At 70.5% G+C, this 16,348-nt stretch carries 12 protein-coding genes and 2 tRNA genes; 4 read left to right on the top strand and 10 right to left on the bottom strand.

The genetic code is table 11. The features are described 5' to 3' along the window. Positions 1-3 precede the first annotated feature (3 nt). Positions 4-837 carry a phosphoribosylaminoimidazolesuccinocarboxamide synthase gene (locus AB0B68_RS25160; protein WP_357263088.1) on the bottom strand — a complete coding sequence of 278 codons (834 nt, stop codon included), beginning with the start codon at positions 835-837 and terminating at the stop codon, positions 4-6. A 137-nt stretch (positions 838-974) separates the two neighbouring features. Between AB0B68_RS25160 and AB0B68_RS25165 the strand changes: the two genes are divergently transcribed. After that, the gene (locus AB0B68_RS25165) at positions 975-2,330 is read left to right on the top strand and encodes an extracellular solute-binding protein (protein WP_357203014.1); all 1,356 of its coding nucleotides are present in this window, start codon (positions 975-977) and stop codon (positions 2,328-2,330) included. A gap of 23 nt (positions 2,331-2,353) precedes the next feature. On the opposite strand, the gene AB0B68_RS25170 is transcribed toward AB0B68_RS25165, so the two are convergent. Next, positions 2,354-2,602 carry a hypothetical protein gene (locus AB0B68_RS25170; protein WP_357203017.1) on the bottom strand — a complete coding sequence of 83 codons (249 nt, stop codon included), beginning with the start codon at positions 2,600-2,602 and terminating at the stop codon, positions 2,354-2,356. Between the two features lie 367 nt (positions 2,603-2,969). On the opposite strand from AB0B68_RS25170, the gene AB0B68_RS25175 reads away from it, so the two are divergent. Beyond that, positions 2,970-6,539 carry a S8 family serine peptidase gene (locus tag AB0B68_RS25175; RefSeq protein ID WP_357263091.1) on the top strand — a complete coding sequence of 1,190 codons (3,570 nt, stop codon included), beginning with the start codon at positions 2,970-2,972 and terminating at the stop codon, positions 6,537-6,539. Between the two features lie 118 nt (positions 6,540-6,657). Here the strand turns inward: AB0B68_RS25175 and AB0B68_RS25180 are convergent. The 6 genes from AB0B68_RS25180 to AB0B68_RS25205 form a co-directional block, all read right to left on the bottom strand. Beyond that, positions 6,658-6,734, bottom strand: a tRNA-Met gene (locus AB0B68_RS25180). 136 nt (positions 6,735-6,870) lie between these two features. Next, positions 6,871-6,944, bottom strand: a tRNA-Met gene (locus tag AB0B68_RS25185). An 87-nt stretch (positions 6,945-7,031) separates the two neighbouring features. Continuing rightward, positions 7,032-7,955: a hypothetical protein gene (locus AB0B68_RS25190; RefSeq protein ID WP_357263094.1), complete on the bottom strand. Its 924-nt coding sequence runs from the start codon at positions 7,953-7,955 to the stop codon at positions 7,032-7,034. Next, a complete protein-coding gene (locus AB0B68_RS25195) occupies positions 7,936-8,454 on the bottom strand; it encodes a SigE family RNA polymerase sigma factor (RefSeq protein ID WP_357207130.1) in 519 nt (172 codons plus the stop codon). Before AB0B68_RS25195 ends, AB0B68_RS25190 begins: the two co-directional genes overlap by 20 nt. 191 nt (positions 8,455-8,645) lie before the next feature. Then, positions 8,646-11,624 (bottom strand): UPF0182 family protein, encoded by a 2,979-nt coding sequence (locus tag AB0B68_RS25200; protein ID WP_357207132.1) that lies wholly within the window; start codon positions 11,622-11,624, stop codon positions 8,646-8,648. A gap of 96 nt (positions 11,625-11,720) precedes the next feature. Beyond that, positions 11,721-12,734 (bottom strand): PDZ domain-containing protein, encoded by a 1,014-nt coding sequence (locus AB0B68_RS25205; protein WP_355008178.1) that lies wholly within the window; start codon positions 12,732-12,734, stop codon positions 11,721-11,723. Positions 12,735-12,849: 115 nt separating this feature from the next. Between AB0B68_RS25205 and AB0B68_RS25210 the strand changes: the two genes are divergently transcribed. Then, a complete protein-coding gene (locus AB0B68_RS25210) occupies positions 12,850-14,166 on the top strand; it encodes a zinc-dependent metalloprotease (protein ID WP_357207135.1) in 1,317 nt (438 codons plus the stop codon). Between the two features lie 103 nt (positions 14,167-14,269). Here AB0B68_RS25210 and AB0B68_RS25215 read toward each other — a convergent pair whose 3' ends face one another. Together AB0B68_RS25215 and AB0B68_RS25220 are read right to left on the bottom strand one after the other, a co-directional pair. Next, complete coding sequence (locus AB0B68_RS25215; protein WP_357263097.1) at positions 14,270-14,878, bottom strand: hypothetical protein; 609 nt, start codon at positions 14,876-14,878, stop codon at positions 14,270-14,272. 168 nt (positions 14,879-15,046) lie between these two features. Further along, on the bottom strand, positions 15,047-15,580 hold the full coding sequence (locus AB0B68_RS25220; protein WP_357207139.1) for a M48 family metallopeptidase: 534 nt from the start codon (positions 15,578-15,580) through the stop codon (positions 15,047-15,049). A 512-nt stretch (positions 15,581-16,092) separates the two neighbouring features. Between AB0B68_RS25220 and AB0B68_RS25225 the strand changes: the two genes are divergently transcribed. Beyond that, positions 16,093-16,263 (top strand): DUF5679 domain-containing protein, encoded by a 171-nt coding sequence (locus tag AB0B68_RS25225; protein ID WP_167457767.1) that lies wholly within the window; start codon positions 16,093-16,095, stop codon positions 16,261-16,263. The last annotated feature ends 85 nt before the right edge of the window (positions 16,264-16,348 follow it).

The raw sequence follows: 16,348 nt of genomic DNA on the forward strand, positions 1-16,348 counted from the left end.
CGGTCACTCCCAGCGGTTGCCGGTGAGCTTCTCGTAGACGTCGATGTAGCGGGCCCGGGTCGCCTCGACCACCTCGGCCGGCATGTCCGGGGCGGGGGCCTGCTTGTTCCAGCCGCTGCCGGTGGCCCAGTCCCGCACGTACTGCTTGTCGTAGGAGAACTGCACCCGGCCCGGCTGGTACGACTCGGCCGGCCAGAACCGCGACGAGTCGGAGGTGAGCAGTTCGTCGGCGAGGACCAGGGTGCCGTCCGGCGCCCAACCCAGCTCGATCTTGGTGTCGGCGACCAGGATGCCCCGGTCGGCGGCCAGCTCGGCGCCGCGCCGGTAGATGTCGATGGTGATCTGCCGGAGCCGCTCGGCGGTGGCCTGACCCACCTTGTCCACCACGTCGTCGTACGTGATGGGCTCGTCGTGCTCGCCGGCCGGGGCCTTGCTCGACGGCGTGAAAATCGGCTCGGGCAGGATCGACGCCTCGCCGAGCCCTCGCGGCAGCTCCACGCCGGAGACCGCGCCGGTCTTCTCGTACTCCAACAGGCCGCCGCCGGTCAGGTAACCGCGGGCGACGCATTCGACCGGGAGCATGTCCAGCCGCTGGCAGCGGATGGCCCGCCCGGCGAACTCGGCGGGCACGTCGGTGGCCGAGATGACGTGGTTCGGCACGAGGTCGGCGAGCTGCTCGAACCACCAGAGCGAGAGCGCGGTGAGCAGACGGCCCTTGTCCGGGATCGGCGTCGGCAGCGCCACGTCGTAGATCGAGATGCGATCCGAGGCCACCAGGATCAGGTCGTCGCCGTCGGCGTAGACGTCCCGGACCTTGCCCGAGTGCAGAAGTTCCACGCGCCCTAGTACACCACGCGAGATCGCGCGGCCTGATTCGACCACCCGGCCGAGGGTGACCGGACGGACGTTGACACCTTCATGTGCTGCCTGCGTGAATGGTCCGACCGCCACCCCCGTAGGTCCAGGAGAGCCCCGTGCCCGTTGTTCGCCCCTCGCTCGACCGCCTCGGCGCGGACCCGGGTCGGCGCCGACTGCTCAGCGCGCTGCTCGGCGCACCTCTGCTCGCGTCCGGCGGGCTGGCGGGGTGCAGTGACGACGCCGCCACCTCGACCCAGGACGGGCCCGTCGAGCTGTCGGTCTTTTGGTGGGGTGGCACCAAACGGGCCGAGCTCACCGAGAAGGCGCTGCGGCTCTACTCGGATCGCAACCCCCGGGTCACCTTCCGGGTCACCTGGCAGGGCGCCGACGGCTACTACGACCGGCTGGCCACCCAGGCGGGTGGCGGGAACGTACCGGACCTGATCCAGATCGACGACGCCATGCTGACCGAGTACACCCAACGTCAGGTCATCCTCGACCTCACCGACCACCGCCTGGATCTTCGGGGCCTGCCGGAGGGTCTGATCCGCTACGGCACGGTGGAGGGGCGGACGATGGCGGTGGCTGCCGGGCAGACCCACGCCGTGGTGGTGTTCAACCGGGACCTGCTGCGGGAGCTGGAGATGCCGGAGCCCCGCGCCGGGATGACCTGGCCCGACTACATCTCCTGGGCCACGCAGGTCACCGAGGCCAGCGACCGCCGGGTGGCCGGCACCATGGACGGTTCGGGCGACTACCGGGCACTCTGGCTCTGGTTGCGGTCGCAGGGCGGCGAGTTCTACCGGGGCAACCAGCTCGGCTTCGGCGCGGACGAGCTGATCGCGTGGTTCGAGTTGTGGCAGCGGGCCCGTCAGAGCCGAGCCACGCCGAGTGCGGCCCTGGTCGAGCAGGCCGACAGCGGCGAGCCGGCCCGGCAACTGGTGGTGAGCGGCGCGACGGCGGCGTCCTTCGCCTGGTCGCACCAGCTACCGGAGCTTCAGCGACTCACCGAGTCCGAGTTGGGCATCGTCGGCTTCCCCGGCCCGCCGGGGGCTCAGTGGGCACGGGCGTCGATGTACTGGGCGGGATTCCGGGGCACCCGCCACCCGGACACGGTCGCCGACGTGATCAACTTTCTGACCACCAATGGTGAGGTCGGCGCCGTTCTCGGCCACGAACGTGGGCTGAACGCCAGCGCCCAGGTCCGCCGCTACGCCGAGGGCAGCATCACCGACCCGGCCCAGCGACGTGCCGCCGAGTTCGGTGCCAGCATCGCCGACCTGCTCGGGCCGGCGCCGGCGCCGCCACCCCAGGGACACGCCAAGGTGCGCACCCTGCTGGTCGCCGCCGCCGAGCGGATCCGCGTCAAGCGTGACGGGACCCGCGAGGCCACCGCGCGTTTCCTGTCCCAGGCCATCGCGGCCCTGGCGGCGGTGAGCACCGGCGGCCAGACCGGAACCGGCCGCTGGTGACCCTCCGGCGTCTCCCGGCCTCGTCAGCGCGGCGGGCCACCCCGGCGGTTGCGCATCAGACGCAACACCAGGAACACGACGATCGCGACCACCACCAGGCAACAGAGCAGCGGGAGCACCCCGAAGCCACCGCGGCCTCGCCGTTTGGCGGCCTCCACCACGAGTTCGCCGGTGCCTGTGGACGCCCAGGCTGCGACCGGCACGAAGACCGCCAGTACGACCGCACCGAAGACCGCGCTCAGGCGGCCCCACCACTTACCGAATGAAGACATGTGCCCATCCTCGCCGAAGGGCGCAACCTCGGCACGTCGGTCCACGCCGAATCACGGGACCGGATGGTGCGGAAGCTCCCCGGCCGGTGCGCAACGCGCTCGCAACGTCCCGGCAAAGATGATGATCTTTACATGAATCTCTCGAGGTGATCGGATTCGCCTCATGCTCACCTCTTTAGGCAGTGCGCGGATCTCTCGCACCCGAAGATCTGCGGCGGCAGCGGTCGGCGTCACAGTCGTCGCCGCTCTCCTCACCCCCACGGCGGCACACGGCGCCCCACCACCCCCACCGCCGCCGACGAGACCCGCTCCGAGCGGCGACGCGGACCACACCCCCGTCACGGTCACTCTGATCACCGGCGACCGGGTGACGGTGACCCCGGGCGTCCACGGCGCAACCGAATCGGTGGACGTCAAGCGCGCCCCGGGCGCCACCGGCTCCGTACGCATCTCCACTGAGGGCCGGGACACCTACGTGTACCCGGACGAGGCGTTGCCGTACCTCGCCACCGGTCGACTCGACAAGCAGCTGTTCGACGTCACCCAGCTCATCGCCCAGGGCTACGACGACGCGCGGACCGCCGACCTTCCCCTGATCGTCACCCGCACGACGGGTGCGGCGAAGCTCAGGACCGGCACCACGCTGCCGGGCGCGCAGACCACGCTGGAGCTGCCCTCCGTCCGTGGTGAGGCGATCCGCACCCGCCGAGCGCAGGCGGCGGACTTCTGGTCGGCCCTCACCAGTGGACAGTCGCCGACCGGCCGCAGCGCTGCCACCCCGGCGCCCTCCTTCGCGGCCGGCGTCGACAAGGTGTGGCTCGACGGCAAGGCGAAGGCCACCCTGGCCGACACCACCGCCCAGATCGGCGCGCCCGCAGCGTGGGCCGCGGGTGGCACCGGCAGCGGCGTCCGGATCGCCGTCCTGGACAGCGGAGTGGACACCACGCACCCGGATCTCGCCGACCAGGTGGTGGCCTCCCGAAGCTTCATCGCCGGCCAGGACGTGATCGACCGGAACGGGCACGGCACGCACACCGCGTCCACCGTCGCCGGGACGGGCGCCGCCTCCGGCGGCAAGGAACGGGGCGTGGCCCCCGACGCCGACCTGGTGATCGGCAAGGTTCTCGACGAGTACGGCAGCGGGTCCATCTCGGGGATCATCGCGGGCATGGAGTGGGCGGCACGGGCCGAGCACGCCAAAGTGATCAACATGAGCCTCGGCGTGAGCGCCTGGCACACCCAGGACGACCCGCTGAGCCAGGCCGTCAACCAGCTGACCGCCGAGACGGGTGCGCTCTTCGTCGTGGCCGCCGGCAACAGCGGACCAGATCCGTACACCCTCGGCGCGCCGGGCACCGCGGACGCCGCGCTGACCATCGGCGCGGTGGACACCTCCGACCACCTGGCGGGCTTCTCCAGCGTCGGGCCCCGGATGAACGACGAGGCCCTCAAGCCCGACATGACCGCACCCGGGGTGGACGTGCTGGCGGCACGCTCGCAGCACATCCCCTGGGGTGAGGGCTACTACCGGGTCGACAGTGGCACCTCGATGGCAGCGCCGCACGTCGCCGGGGCGGCCGCCCTGCTGGTGCAGAAGCACCCGACCTGGAGCGCGCGGCAGCTCAAGGACGCGCTGATGGGCACCAGCGTCCGCACGCCCGACTACGACGCCTACCAGGCCGGTAGCGGTCGGTTGAACGTCGCCGCCGCCTACCACCAGGACCAGATCGTCGCGTCCGGGTCGGTGGACGCCGGACTCGTCGGTTGGGGCAGCGCGCCACAGCCGATGAAGCGGACGATCACCTACACCAACACGACGGACGGCCCGATCGCGTTGGAGCTCTCCGTCGATCACGGCACCGCCCCCGCGCAGACGTTCACAGCAACCGCCGACCGCGTCACGGTGCCCGCTCGGGCCAGCGCGACTGTCGACGTCGTGGTGGCCCCGGCCGGCCTCTCCCCCGGCAGGTACTCCGCCCAGGTCACCGCCCGCTTCGCCGCAGGCGAGGTGCACACGGCCGTCGGGGTCGCCGTCGAGTCCAAGAAGTACGACCTCACCATCCACCTGAAGGACCGCGCCGGCCAGCCCATGAGCGGCGAGGTCGAGGTCGTCAACGCCGAGACCGGCTCCGCCTTCATGTGGGTGCCGGACGGAAAGCTCACCGCCCGCCTGACGCCCGGCTCCTACACCGTCGTCGCGGCGGCGGACGTGGAGGGTCTGCACGGGCCCCGCTCTCTCGGGCTCGCGATGCTGACCGCTCCGGAGGTCGACCTGACGACAAACCGGGTAGTGGAACTCGACGCCGCGCGGGCCCGCCAGGTGAAGGTGGCCACACCCCAGCCGACCGCCGTCGTCAACAGTCGAATCGACGTCTACCGCTCCTTCACCGAGAGCGAGCCGACACCCGCCGACTGGAACGCCCTGCGCGAGACGTTCTGGCCGGGCGCCGCCTACGACAGCCTGTGGGCCCTGCCGACCGGGAACAAGGTGCGCAAGGGCAGCTTCGTCTTCACCACCCGGATCCGCGCCGAGCAGACGCCGCTGGCCATCAGCTACCACGGCCGGCAGCTCAGCGACCCGCTCGCCCAGCCCGGTTCCCCGCCCCTGCCCGACGGCACCTCGCGCCTGGACGCCGTCTTCGCGGGTGCCGGCGGCACCGCCGACTACGCCGGCCTGGCCGCCCGCGGCAGGGCCGTGGTCGTCCGCGGCAACGACTCAGTGACCCCCACGGATCAGGCAGCGGCGGCGCACACCGCCGGCGCGGCGATGCTCGTCGTGGTCAACGACCGCGCGGGCCGCAAAAGCGAGTGGTACGGCAACCCCGACGCCGTGACGACCGGACCGATCCCGGTGGCCTCGGTGACCATGGACGAGGGCGAGGCGTTGATCCAGAACATCATCGCTGCCGGCCGCAAGCCGCTACGACTGGTTGTCGTCGCCCACCCCAGGGCGAAGTACCTGTACGACCTTGTGGATTACCACAGGGGCGGGGTGCCGAAGGACCCGTCCGCCAAGACCGACCCGCGCAACCTCGCCCGGATCGATCTCACCTTCTCCCCGCCCCCGGGGAAGCAGTCCAGCGAGACCCGGATGGACTTCCCGCCGTACGAGTACGCGGCGGCACGGCCGTTCCCGTTCGAGCCGGTCGCGCCGGGGCCGCGCACCGACTGGGTCTCCGCGGGCGGCGGCATCAAGTGGATGCAGTACGCCGACGTCGCCGACTGGGCGCGGTCCAACACGGAGGCCATCGCCTACCGGCCGGGCAGCGTCCAGAAGGACCGCTGGTTCGGGCCCATCACCCGGCCACGGATGCTCAGCACCGAGATCCCGTTCCGTGGTGAGACCGCCATGAGCGCCTACATCCAGGGCTTCGGCGACGCGGGCGCCGCCCACAGCGGCGGGGCCAGCATGTCGCAGATCGCCACGTTCTATCAGGGCGACAAGCAGCTGACCCAGTTCAACGGCTGGCCAGAGGTCGGCGCAGGTGACCTGTCACCGGAGAAACTGCCGTACCGGCTGGTCGTCGAGACCACGGGCAAGCCCGAGTTCAGCCCGTACTCGACCGCCACGCACACCGAGTGGAGCTTCGTCTCCGGCGGCACCGCCGAGGTGCAGGCCATCCCGTTGGTTCAGCTGGACTACGGGACGGACGTGGACTTCGCGGGTCGGACGAAGCGCCGAACCGACTTCTCGATCACGCCAGTGGTGGTGGGCAGCACCGCGGCTCGGGATGCCGTGTCGTCACTCCAACTGGAGATCTCCTACGACGACGGGGTGACCTGGCAGCGGCAGGACCTGCGGGAGAAGAAGGGAACCTGGCAGGCGTCGTTGAACGCGCCGCCCCGGGCAGACTTCGTGTCGATCCGGGTCACCGCCAAGCAGCGCAACGGTGGCGGCGTCACCCAGAGCGTCACCCGGGCCTTCGGCCTGCGGTAGAACCCGCCGGGGGTCGGTGCCGACGAGGTACCGGCCCCTGCGGGCCCCTCGCTCCTGACAGCGGCACCAAACAGGTCCGGCCCCCACACTGTGGGGGCCGGACCTGTATCACTTTCAGTGGTAGCGGGGACAGGATTTGAACCTGCGACCTCTGGGTTATGAGCCCAGCGAGCTACCGAGCTGCTCCACCCCGCGTCGACTGGTTAAGACTAACTCACCCGTTCCGGGCGATGATCAGTGGGGTCGCCATCCGCTGTGGCCGGCACCCCCGGAATGTCGAAAGCCCGCCTCCGGTGAACCGGAGGCGGGCTTCGAACTGGTGTTTCTCTCGTAGCGGGGACAGGATTTGAACCTGCGACCTCTGGGTTATGAGCCCAGCGAGCTACCGAGCTGCTCCACCCCGCGTCGGTTCGCTAACCGTAGCGCACCAACCCGGGACACCGCAAAGCGACTCCGATACCGCCGACACGGACAGCTCTGACCTGGGCGTTGTCAGTCGAGCCAGTCCTCGATCGCCGCGACCGCCCGTCGGCTGTCAGCATCGACCTGGGACCGAACGGCGACCGTGTGCTCCCAACCCTGTTCCCAGAGCACCGTCACCACGTCCCCGACCCGGACCGCCCGGACCAGCCGAACCTCCTCCGTACCCGGCTCACCCATCCCGTCCGGCATCGGAGCCCGCATCTCGAACAGCACCGACCCGTCCCCGTACGCCCCCGAGGCCAGCAGCCGCTGTCGCCACGTCCTGTTGTCGTCGGGCAGCTTCTGGTCGGGGCAGTCGCGCACCGCCTGCCGCAGCTCCCGCAACGCGTCGTCGGCGCGACCTGCCCGGTAGATGGTGATGGTGTGCCGGTAGCTACCGTCCGGCACGTGCCCCGTCGGCGTCTCCGGCATCTTGTAGGCCAGGTAGCGACCACGGCGTTGGACCATGGCCGAGTCGCTGGGCAGGCGAGCGCCGCACAGCGTCGGCAGTGCCGGACCCTCCCCCGAGGATTCCAGTCCGGTCCGATTCGGGGCCGCCAGCAGGAAGAAGGCGCGGTCCGGGATCGAGGTGGGCGGCCGCGGTGCCGCCGGTCCGGTGGTGACCGGCTGCGACGGCGTGCCGCTCGCTGTGGTCCGCGACGGTAGCGGTGCCGAGGGAGTCGGCGTGGGTGACGGCAGGGAGGTCGCCGTCGCCCCGGTCGGCGACGGGCCAGGGATGTCGGCGGGCGGCGGTGCGGAACCGTCCGCCGGGAACGCCAGTCGGCCACCGACGACAATTCCGCCCACGAGCAGCGCCACCGCGAGCGTCGAACCGGCTACCCGTGCTCGGGCCCGCCGGTCGGCGAACCGCCGAAGGGACTCGGGTCGGGTCAGCTCGTGCCCGTCCGCGACGGTGCCGAGCGACCGGTACAGGTCAGAGAGTTCGACTGACATCGTTCGCCTCCAACTCCACGACCCTGAGGTCGGGCAGCAGCGCGGCCAGCCGGGACCGGCCCCGGGACAGCCAGGACTTCACGGTGCCGACCGGCACGTCGGTCTCCCGGGCGATCTCCTCGACGGACATGTCGAAGAGGTAGTGCAGGGCCAGTGCCTGCCGGTGCGTGGCGGGCAACTGCCGGAGCGCTCGGACCAGGAGCACCCCGTCCTCGCTGGGTGGAGGTGCGACCGCCGGCGGTCCGGTACGGCTCAGCACCACCCGCCAACGGTGCAGGCGCCGCCAGCGGTCAGTCGCCAGCCGGGCCACCACGAGCCGCAGCCACGCCTCCGGCGCCGGATGCGACGACAGTCGCCCCCACTGCCGCCAGGCCCGGGTGTACGCCTCCTGCACCAGGTCCTGCGCCTCACCGTGGTCGCCAGCGACCGCGTAGCCGTACCGCAGCGTCCGGCGGGCGGTGCTGCGGTAGAAGTCATCGAAGCTCTGCGCGTCCCGCACGACTGTTCCCCCTCGTCCCCACCCCGTTGCATTGAGGACGGCGGACCGGCACCGCAGGTTGCGGGCCCGGGCGGTGCTGTCGGTGACGTGACAGATACGCACAGATCAGGCCAACGGCCGAGCCCCCGCCCCTCGGACCTGATGCGGTCCGAGGGACGGGGGCTCGGGGAGGAACTGCGTGCGGTGGCGGGTCAGCCTCCAGCACTCGGGCTGGCACCCGGCGCACCAGCGGCCTGCTGCGCCTGCTGGAACGCGGTGAGCGCCTCGTCGAGGGCCTTCAGCGCACGCCCGTACCGCTCGAAGTCGCCCGACGTCTGCGCGGCCCGGACCTCGGTGATCGCGGTCTGCACCCGGTCTGCGGCGGCAGCCAGGTCACCGGTCGGCGGTGGGGTGCCGGCGCTCGGAGTCGGCGATGGCGCCGCCGTCCCCGAAGGCGTCGGAGTCGGGGTCGTCGGGTTGCCCCCGGTCGTCGGCGGCGGCGACGTGCCCTGCCCTGCCTTCTTACCCTGCTCGACCAACTGCTTGATGCCGTCGTTGATGTTGTCGGCGAGCGCCACGAAGGAGCCGCCGTCACCGTACGAGAGCAGCACCTTCTGCAACAGCGGGTACGCGTCCTGCTGGTTGCTCTTCACGTAGACCGGCTCGACGTAGAGCATCCCGTCGGCGAAGGGCAACGAGAGCAGGTTGCCGTACTGCACCTGCGCCTGGTTGCTGGAGAGCAGGTTGAGCTGCTGACGGATGTTCGCGTTGTTGGTCATCTGCTGGTGCACCTGGACCGGGCCGGAGATCCGGGTCTGGTCCGGCAACTCCAGCACCTCCAGCCGGGGCTGCCCGTCGACGTACGACCCGGAGATCAGCGCGGCGAGGTTCTGCCGGCCGTTGGGGGTGACCGCCGAGGTGAGCTGGAACCGAGGGCTCTCCTGCCCGGGGAACTGGGTGAACAGGTAGTACGGGGGCTGCTTCTGACCGCTGTCCGGGGCGTCCGGCACGTTGGGCACCTGCCAGAAGTCCTGTGCGGAGTAGAAGTCACCCGGGTTCGTCACGTGGAACTTGGTGAGCAGGTTGCGCTGCACCTTGAACATGTCCGCCGGGTAGCGCAGGTGCTCGTTCAGCTCGACCGGGATCTCCGCCTTCGGCAGCACCAGGTCGCCGCCGAACGCCTTGTTCCACGCCTTGAGCACCGGGTCGGTGTCGTCGTACTCGTAGAGCTTCACGGTGCCGTCGTACGCGTCGACTGTGGCCTTGACCGAGTTGCGCATGTAGTTGACGTCTTCGCGGGCCAGTTGGAAGGTGCCCCGGTTGGTCAACTCGTCGGTGGTCTCGGTCTGCAGGTTGACCCGCTCCGCGTACGGGTAGGAGGCGGCCGTGGTGTAGCCGTCCACGATCCACTGCACCCGACCGTCGACCACTGCCGGGTACGGGTCGCCGTCCAGGGTGAGGAACGGCGCGACCTTCTCCACCCGGTCGCGCGGGTTGCGCACGTACAGCAGCTTGGAGTCCTTGTTCACCGCCTCGGAGAGCAGGAAGTTCGACTCCTGCTCCTTGATGGCGTACAGCAGTCGCCGGGTGAAGGAGCCGATCTCCACACCGCCCTCACCGGTGTAGGTGTAGGACTCGCCGCCGCCCTCACCGACCGGCCTGTCGAACTCGGCCTTCTTGTTCGGGTCGGACTGCCCGACGATGGCGTAGTCGTCGGCCGCCATCCGCTCGCCGTAGTAGATGCGCGGCTGCTTGGCCGGGATCTGCTCGGTCTGCGAGGAGCACGCCTCCTGGGTCTTCTCGCCGAGGAACCCGGAGACGAAGAACGGCTGCCCGCCGCAGACCACCTGGTTGGCCGGGGCCGCCACCAGCCCGTACCCGTGGGTGTAGACGGTGTGCCGGTTGATCCAGGTGTTCTGCTGGTCGGTCAGCTCGCCGTAGTTGATCTCCCGGACGCCGACCACGTAGTCGGAGACCTTGCCGTTCACCCCGTACCTGTCGATGTCCAGCTTCGGACCGAAGTCGTAGAAGCCACGCACCTGCTGGAGCTGGGTGTACGTCTCGCTGACCAACTGCGGGTCGAGCAGCCGAACGTTCGACACCACCGAGGTGTCGGTGGCCAGGTTCCCCGGTGGGGTGAGGTTGTTCGCCGCGTACGGGGTCGTCTCGGTGGCCCCCAACCCGAACGCCGCGCGCGTCGCGTCGATGCTGCGCTGGATGTACGGCGCTTCCTTGTCCTTGGCGCTCGGCTTGACCTCGAAGGTCTGCACCGCCCAGGGGTAGATGCCGCCGATGGCCACCGCGGACACGCCGAGCAGCGCCAGCGAGATCCCCGGCCAGACCAGGTTCCGCATCCAGGCGTTGGAGAACACGAGGATCGCGATGGCCACCACGATCGAGATGTAGGCGAGGATCTCCTTCGCCGGCAGCAACGCGTTGACGTCGGCGTAGCCGGCGCCGTACAACTTGGCACCCTCGTTGTACTCCAGCAGCATGGCCCGCCGGTCCAACACGTACGCGATCGCCTTCAACAGCACGAAGACCGCGACGAGCGTGCTCAGGTGCGCGCGGGCCGCGTTGCTCATCCGGTCGCCGACGCCCTGCAGGCGGACCCCGCCGAAGAGGTAGTGCACCGCCAGCGCGCCGATCACGGCCAGCACCACAGCGGTGAAGGCGACCCCGAGCAGGTAGCGCCAGAACGGCAGTTGGAAGACGTAGAAGCCGATGTCGACCCCGAACTCCGGGTCCTTGATGCCGAAGTCACCGCCGTTGCGGAACAGCAGCCACTGGTTCCAGCGGTTCTGCGCGGACAGACCGGCGAAGAGCCCGACCACCGCGGCGGTCAGCGAGATCCAGGTGCCGAGACGCGGGCTGAGCAGCATCCGGTAGCGCTCGAGGGTCGCCTGCTCGACCGAGTGCGGACGCAGTCGCGGGCGCAACCGGTAGGCCAGCCACAGGTTGCCACCGACGATCACCGCCATGCCGAGGCCGATGGCGAGGAAGAGCACCAGCCGGGTGAGCAGGACGCCGGTGAAGACCTCGGTGTAGCGGACCTCGTCGAACCAGAGCCAGTCGGTCCACGCCTGGACACCCCAGCCGAGCAGGGTGAAGAGCACGAACACCCCGACCAGGACCGCGATGGTGACGCGCCCGCGCCGGCTCATCCTCGGGAGGGGGCTGCTGCTACGCATGACCACTGTTGGCTCCGCACGCTCGATATGATCGGCTCCGACCAGGCACCCAGAGTACGGGGTGTTCCTGAGCGTGTCGGGGCACGGTCACACCGGTCAGCAACGCGTCGGCTGACCACCCGCGCGCAACGTCTCCAGAGCGGTCATCGCCTCGTCCAACGAGCCCACCCGCAACAGCGGCAGATCGGGCTGCGGATTGCGGACCGCTTCCGCGCAGTTGTCCGCCGGCACCAGGAAGACTTTCGCCCCGGCGCGCTTGGCACCGACCAGCTTCTGGGCGATCCCACCGATCGGCCCGACGGCGCCCTCGTCGTCGATGGTGCCGGTGCCGGCGATGATCTTACCGCCGGTGAGATCGGCCGGGGTCAACTTGTCCACGATCCCCAGGGCGAACATCAGACCGGCGCTCGGCCCACCGATGTCCCCCAGGTCGATGCCGAGCGTGAACGGGTGCGGCTGCTGCTGATCGATCTCGACACCGATCCGCGGTCGGCCGTCCTGCTCCTGACTGGTCACCGTCGCGGTGGCCGGCGTGCCGTCACGGGTGTAGCCGATGGTCAACGCCGTGCCCGCCGGCTTGGCCCGGACCAGCTCGGTGACCTTCGCCGCCACCGGCACCGGCTGGCCGTCGACCGAGGTGATCAGATCGCCGACCTTCAGCGCACCGGCCGCCGGGCCGTCCCCGGCCACCGTCTTGATCACCACCTGCACCGGGAAGCCCAGCTCCCGCAGCGCTGCGGTCTCCGCGCTGGTCTGTGACGCCTTGAAGTCCTCGGCGTTGCGCTGCTCGACCTGCTCCGTCGACTCCCCCGGTGGGTAGACCAGCTCACGCGGCACCACCGCCTCGTCGTCGGAGAACCAGCCCGCGATGGCCCCCCGCAACCGCACGGAGGGTTGCACCCCCACCGTGGTGAGCCGCAACTGGCCGGCCGAGGTCGAGGTCTCCCGACCGGTGACCTGGATGACCTCCTTGCCGTCGGTCGTACCGAGGGTGTTGACGGTCGGCCCCGGGCCCAGCACCACGTACGGAATCGGCACCCGGAGCACCCCGATGCTCAGCAGGGCGGTGAACAGGGCACCGAGCAGGACCGTCAGGCCACGACGTCTCATGCCGCAGAGCGTACCGACCGGTTGCGGCCCGCCCGCCGGATGCGCCACGCGACTTCGCCCTCAGCGCAACGCCAGCGACGGCTACCTGGGGCGCGGTCCGCGTACCGTAGATGTCGTGCCTGATATTCCGTTCGGTTTCGCGCTCCCGGGTGGGCAACCACCAGACCCCAACGATCCCGCGCAGATGCAGCAGTTCATGTCGCAGTTGCAGCACCTGCTCTCCGCGCCGGGCAGCGGGCCGGTCAACTGGGACCTGGCCCGGCAGGTAGCAGCCAGTCAGCTCGCGGCCGCCGGTGACCCGGCGGTGTCGATGTACGAGCGCAACGCGGTCGAGGAGGCGCTACGCCTCGCCGACCTGTGGTTGGAGCCCGCCTCAGCGTGGCCCACCGGCATCCAGAACCCCGTTGCGTGGAACCGCAACGAGTGGATCTTCAAGACGCTGGACGTGTGGCGCAAGCTCTGCGACCCCGTCGCCAGCCGGATGGTCGGCGCGATGGGCGACCTGGTGCCGCCGGAGGCGCGCGCCCAGCTCGGCCCGATGCAGTCGATGGTGGCCTCCCTCGGTGGCGCGCTCTTCGGCGGTCAGCTGGGCCAGGCCCTCGGCTCGCTCGCCGCGGAGGTGCTCTCCGCCGGCGACATCGGGCTGCCGCTCGGCCCGGCCGGCACGGCCGCGCTGATCCCGGCCAACATCCGGGCGTACGGCGAGGGCCTGGAGCTGCCCGAGGACGAGGTCCGCCTCTACGTGGCGCTGCGCGAGGCCGCCCACCAGCGGCTGTTCCAGCACGTCCCGTGGCTGCGTGGGCATGTGCTCAGCGCTGTCGAGATGTACGCCTCGGGCATCCGGGTCAACCGGGAGGCGATCGAGGAGGCGATGGGCCGGGTCGACCCGACCGACCCCGAGTCGATGCAGGCGATCGCCCTGGAGGGCATCTTCACCCCGGAGGACACCCCGGCGCAGAAGGCCTCACTGGCCCGCCTGGAGACCGCACTCGCCCTGGTCGAGGGCTGGGTGTGCCACGTCGTCGACAGCGCCGCCAGCGACCGGCTGCCGAACGTCGTCCGGCTGGGCGAGGCGTTCCGCCGTCGCCGGGCCGCCGGCGGTCCCGCCGAGCAGACCTTCGCCGCGCTGGTCGGTCTGGAACTGCGGCCCCGCCGACTGCGGGAGGCCGCGGCGCTCTGGGCCGCGCTCACCGAGCACCGTGGCATCGAGGGCCGCGACGCCGTCTGGGGCCACCCGGACCTGCTCCCGTCGGACGACGACTTCGCCGATCCGGTCGCCTTCGCGATGAACGACATGGATCTCAGCGAGCTGGACAGCTTCGACTTCACCGCCCCCGGCGGGGTGGAGGAGAAGGCCCCCGGCCAGTCGGATCAGTCGGGGCGGCCCGGTCCGTCCGACGAGACCGACGGCGAGGGCGACGCCAGGTCCTGACCTCCTCCCGTCGACGGCCTACGCCGCGGGTGCCCGAAGATCCACAGCGGGCACCCGCGGCGTGTTCGGCGGCGCCGACGGTTCAGGTGGGTCGGCGCGCCGTTCAGGTGGGTCGGCGCGCCCCGGAGAGCAGGGCGCGGGTCGCTTCCCAACCCTCGAAGGCCGGGTCGAGCGTGGCCAGGTCAGCCGGGCCGCGCAGTCGTCGCCAGCCGGTGGTGACCGCCACGTCACCCGGGCGCGGGGCGTTGGCGCGCGCCTCAGCCGGCGTCGCCGTGTCCAACTCCAGCGTCGGCAGCCAGTCGGGCGCGGGCAGTCGTACCGCGACCCCGAGCAGACCCGGGCCACCGCCCTCGACCGGAGCCACCGCCACCGGCCGGCTGGTGAGTGGGCGGAGCAGCTTGCCGACGGTCAGGGCGGGCAGGTCGGGCACGTCACTGACCAGCACGGCCGCCTGGTCGTACCCCTCCAGCGCGGCGAAGACGGCGTTCGGCGTCGGCTCGGCCACCTCGTACACCGCCGTTCCGGGCCACACCAGCGCATCGGCCAGGGCCCGGTCGGCCGGGGTCACCGCGACCGCGACCTCCACCTCGTTGAGCGTGGCGAACAGGTCGATGACGTCTTCTGCCAGCGCCGCTCGCCACTGCGCCAGGTCGACGCCGGGCGGCGACCAGTGCACCGGCCCGAGCAACGCCACCACCACCCGTCGCGCCATCCCCCGACCCTAGCGCCCCACCCCGAACGGCCACCCCACCCGGCCGACCTATCCCGGCGAGGCTTGACCCCATGATCGACTCGACTTCCTTGAAGTCGCGGTGTCCCGGAGCTCCCGACAGCGCGGTATTCAGGAACGCGAGTGGATCTTCGGGGCGACAGTGCGCGGTCAGGTGGGGAGCGGCGCGCAGGAGGAGGCGGCGGCGACCCCTTCGAGGTAGCCGCGGGCGCGTTCCGACTTCGGGTAGCGACCGACAAGCGCCCAGAACCGAGCGTTGTGGCTGGGCACGATGAGGTGCGCCAACTCGTGCAGCAACACGTAGTCGATCACCCAGTCGGGCATCTCCTGGACGCGGTGGGAGATGCGGATGCTGCGGTCCGCCGGCGTGCAGGAGCCCCACCGGCCGTTCTGGTTGGTGACCCATCTGACGCTCGCCGGCACCGCCTTCGAGGCGTACCCGGCGAGGTAGAGGTCGATGAGCCGGTTGGCGCGGGCCAGCAACTCGTCGTCGGACCGGGCAAGGCGCCCCTCCCGGGCGGCGAGCCGGGCGAGCATCCGGTCGACCCACTCGCTCTCCTCGGCACGGGAGAACTGGTCGGGGATGAGGACGACCACTCGCTCACCGTCACGGTACGCAGACACCGTGCGTCGTCGACGCTGACTGCGTCGCACCTCGACGACCGGCTTGCGCGTCCCCGCCATCACTGGGCCGCGCAGCCTCGACTACGTGTCACGAAGGAAAGCTAATGCCCACTGACCAGGGGACCGCAAGGGTCAACCGCACGACACGCGCCCAGAAAATGGTGATTGGTCGCCAGGCGTCCCGAAAATTTCTTGACCGCAGCGCCATCACGCCATCTCGTCACCCTTGGTGAACGTCGACGGCGCCGGTCCGCGGCTCATCTCCTACCGTAGGTGATCACCGCCTCGGATGCGCTGCGGAGGTACTCGCACGGGTGGCTGTCAGGGTTTGGTCGGCGTGTCCCCGCCAAACTGACTTATCCGACCTATTTCGCCATGCACACTCTCGACGTCGACTTCCTCACAGTGTCGATGCACAGCTGACATGGAACTGCCCAGACCTGGGTAGGGTCCGCGGACCAGCGGTCACGAAGGTGGCCGCGGAGTGAGACCCAGCGCCGGCGCCCCGTGTGGCCCGCCGCCGGGCACCCCGCCGGGACGGTTTGACCGGCGGACGAGACGAGGAGGGCACCGTGGCCGACCAGGCCCAGACGACCTACAACGGTTACTGCGTGAAGTGCAAGGAGAAGCGGGACTTCGAGGGGCACGTCGAGGTCTCGAAGACCGGAATGAACATGGCCAAGGGCAAGTGTCCGGTATGCGGTACAACAGTGAACCGCATCCTGGGCAAGGCCAAGGTCTGACCCGAACGGGTGAACGGGGGTGGGGGGGGGGGGGGGCGGCCCCCCCCCCCCCCCCCCCCCGGGCGTGGTGGTAACGCCAGGGTGT

The sequence above is a fragment of the Micromonospora sp. NPDC049049 genome, from assembly GCF_040649115.1.
Taxonomy (GTDB): domain Bacteria; phylum Actinomycetota; class Actinomycetes; order Mycobacteriales; family Micromonosporaceae; genus Micromonospora.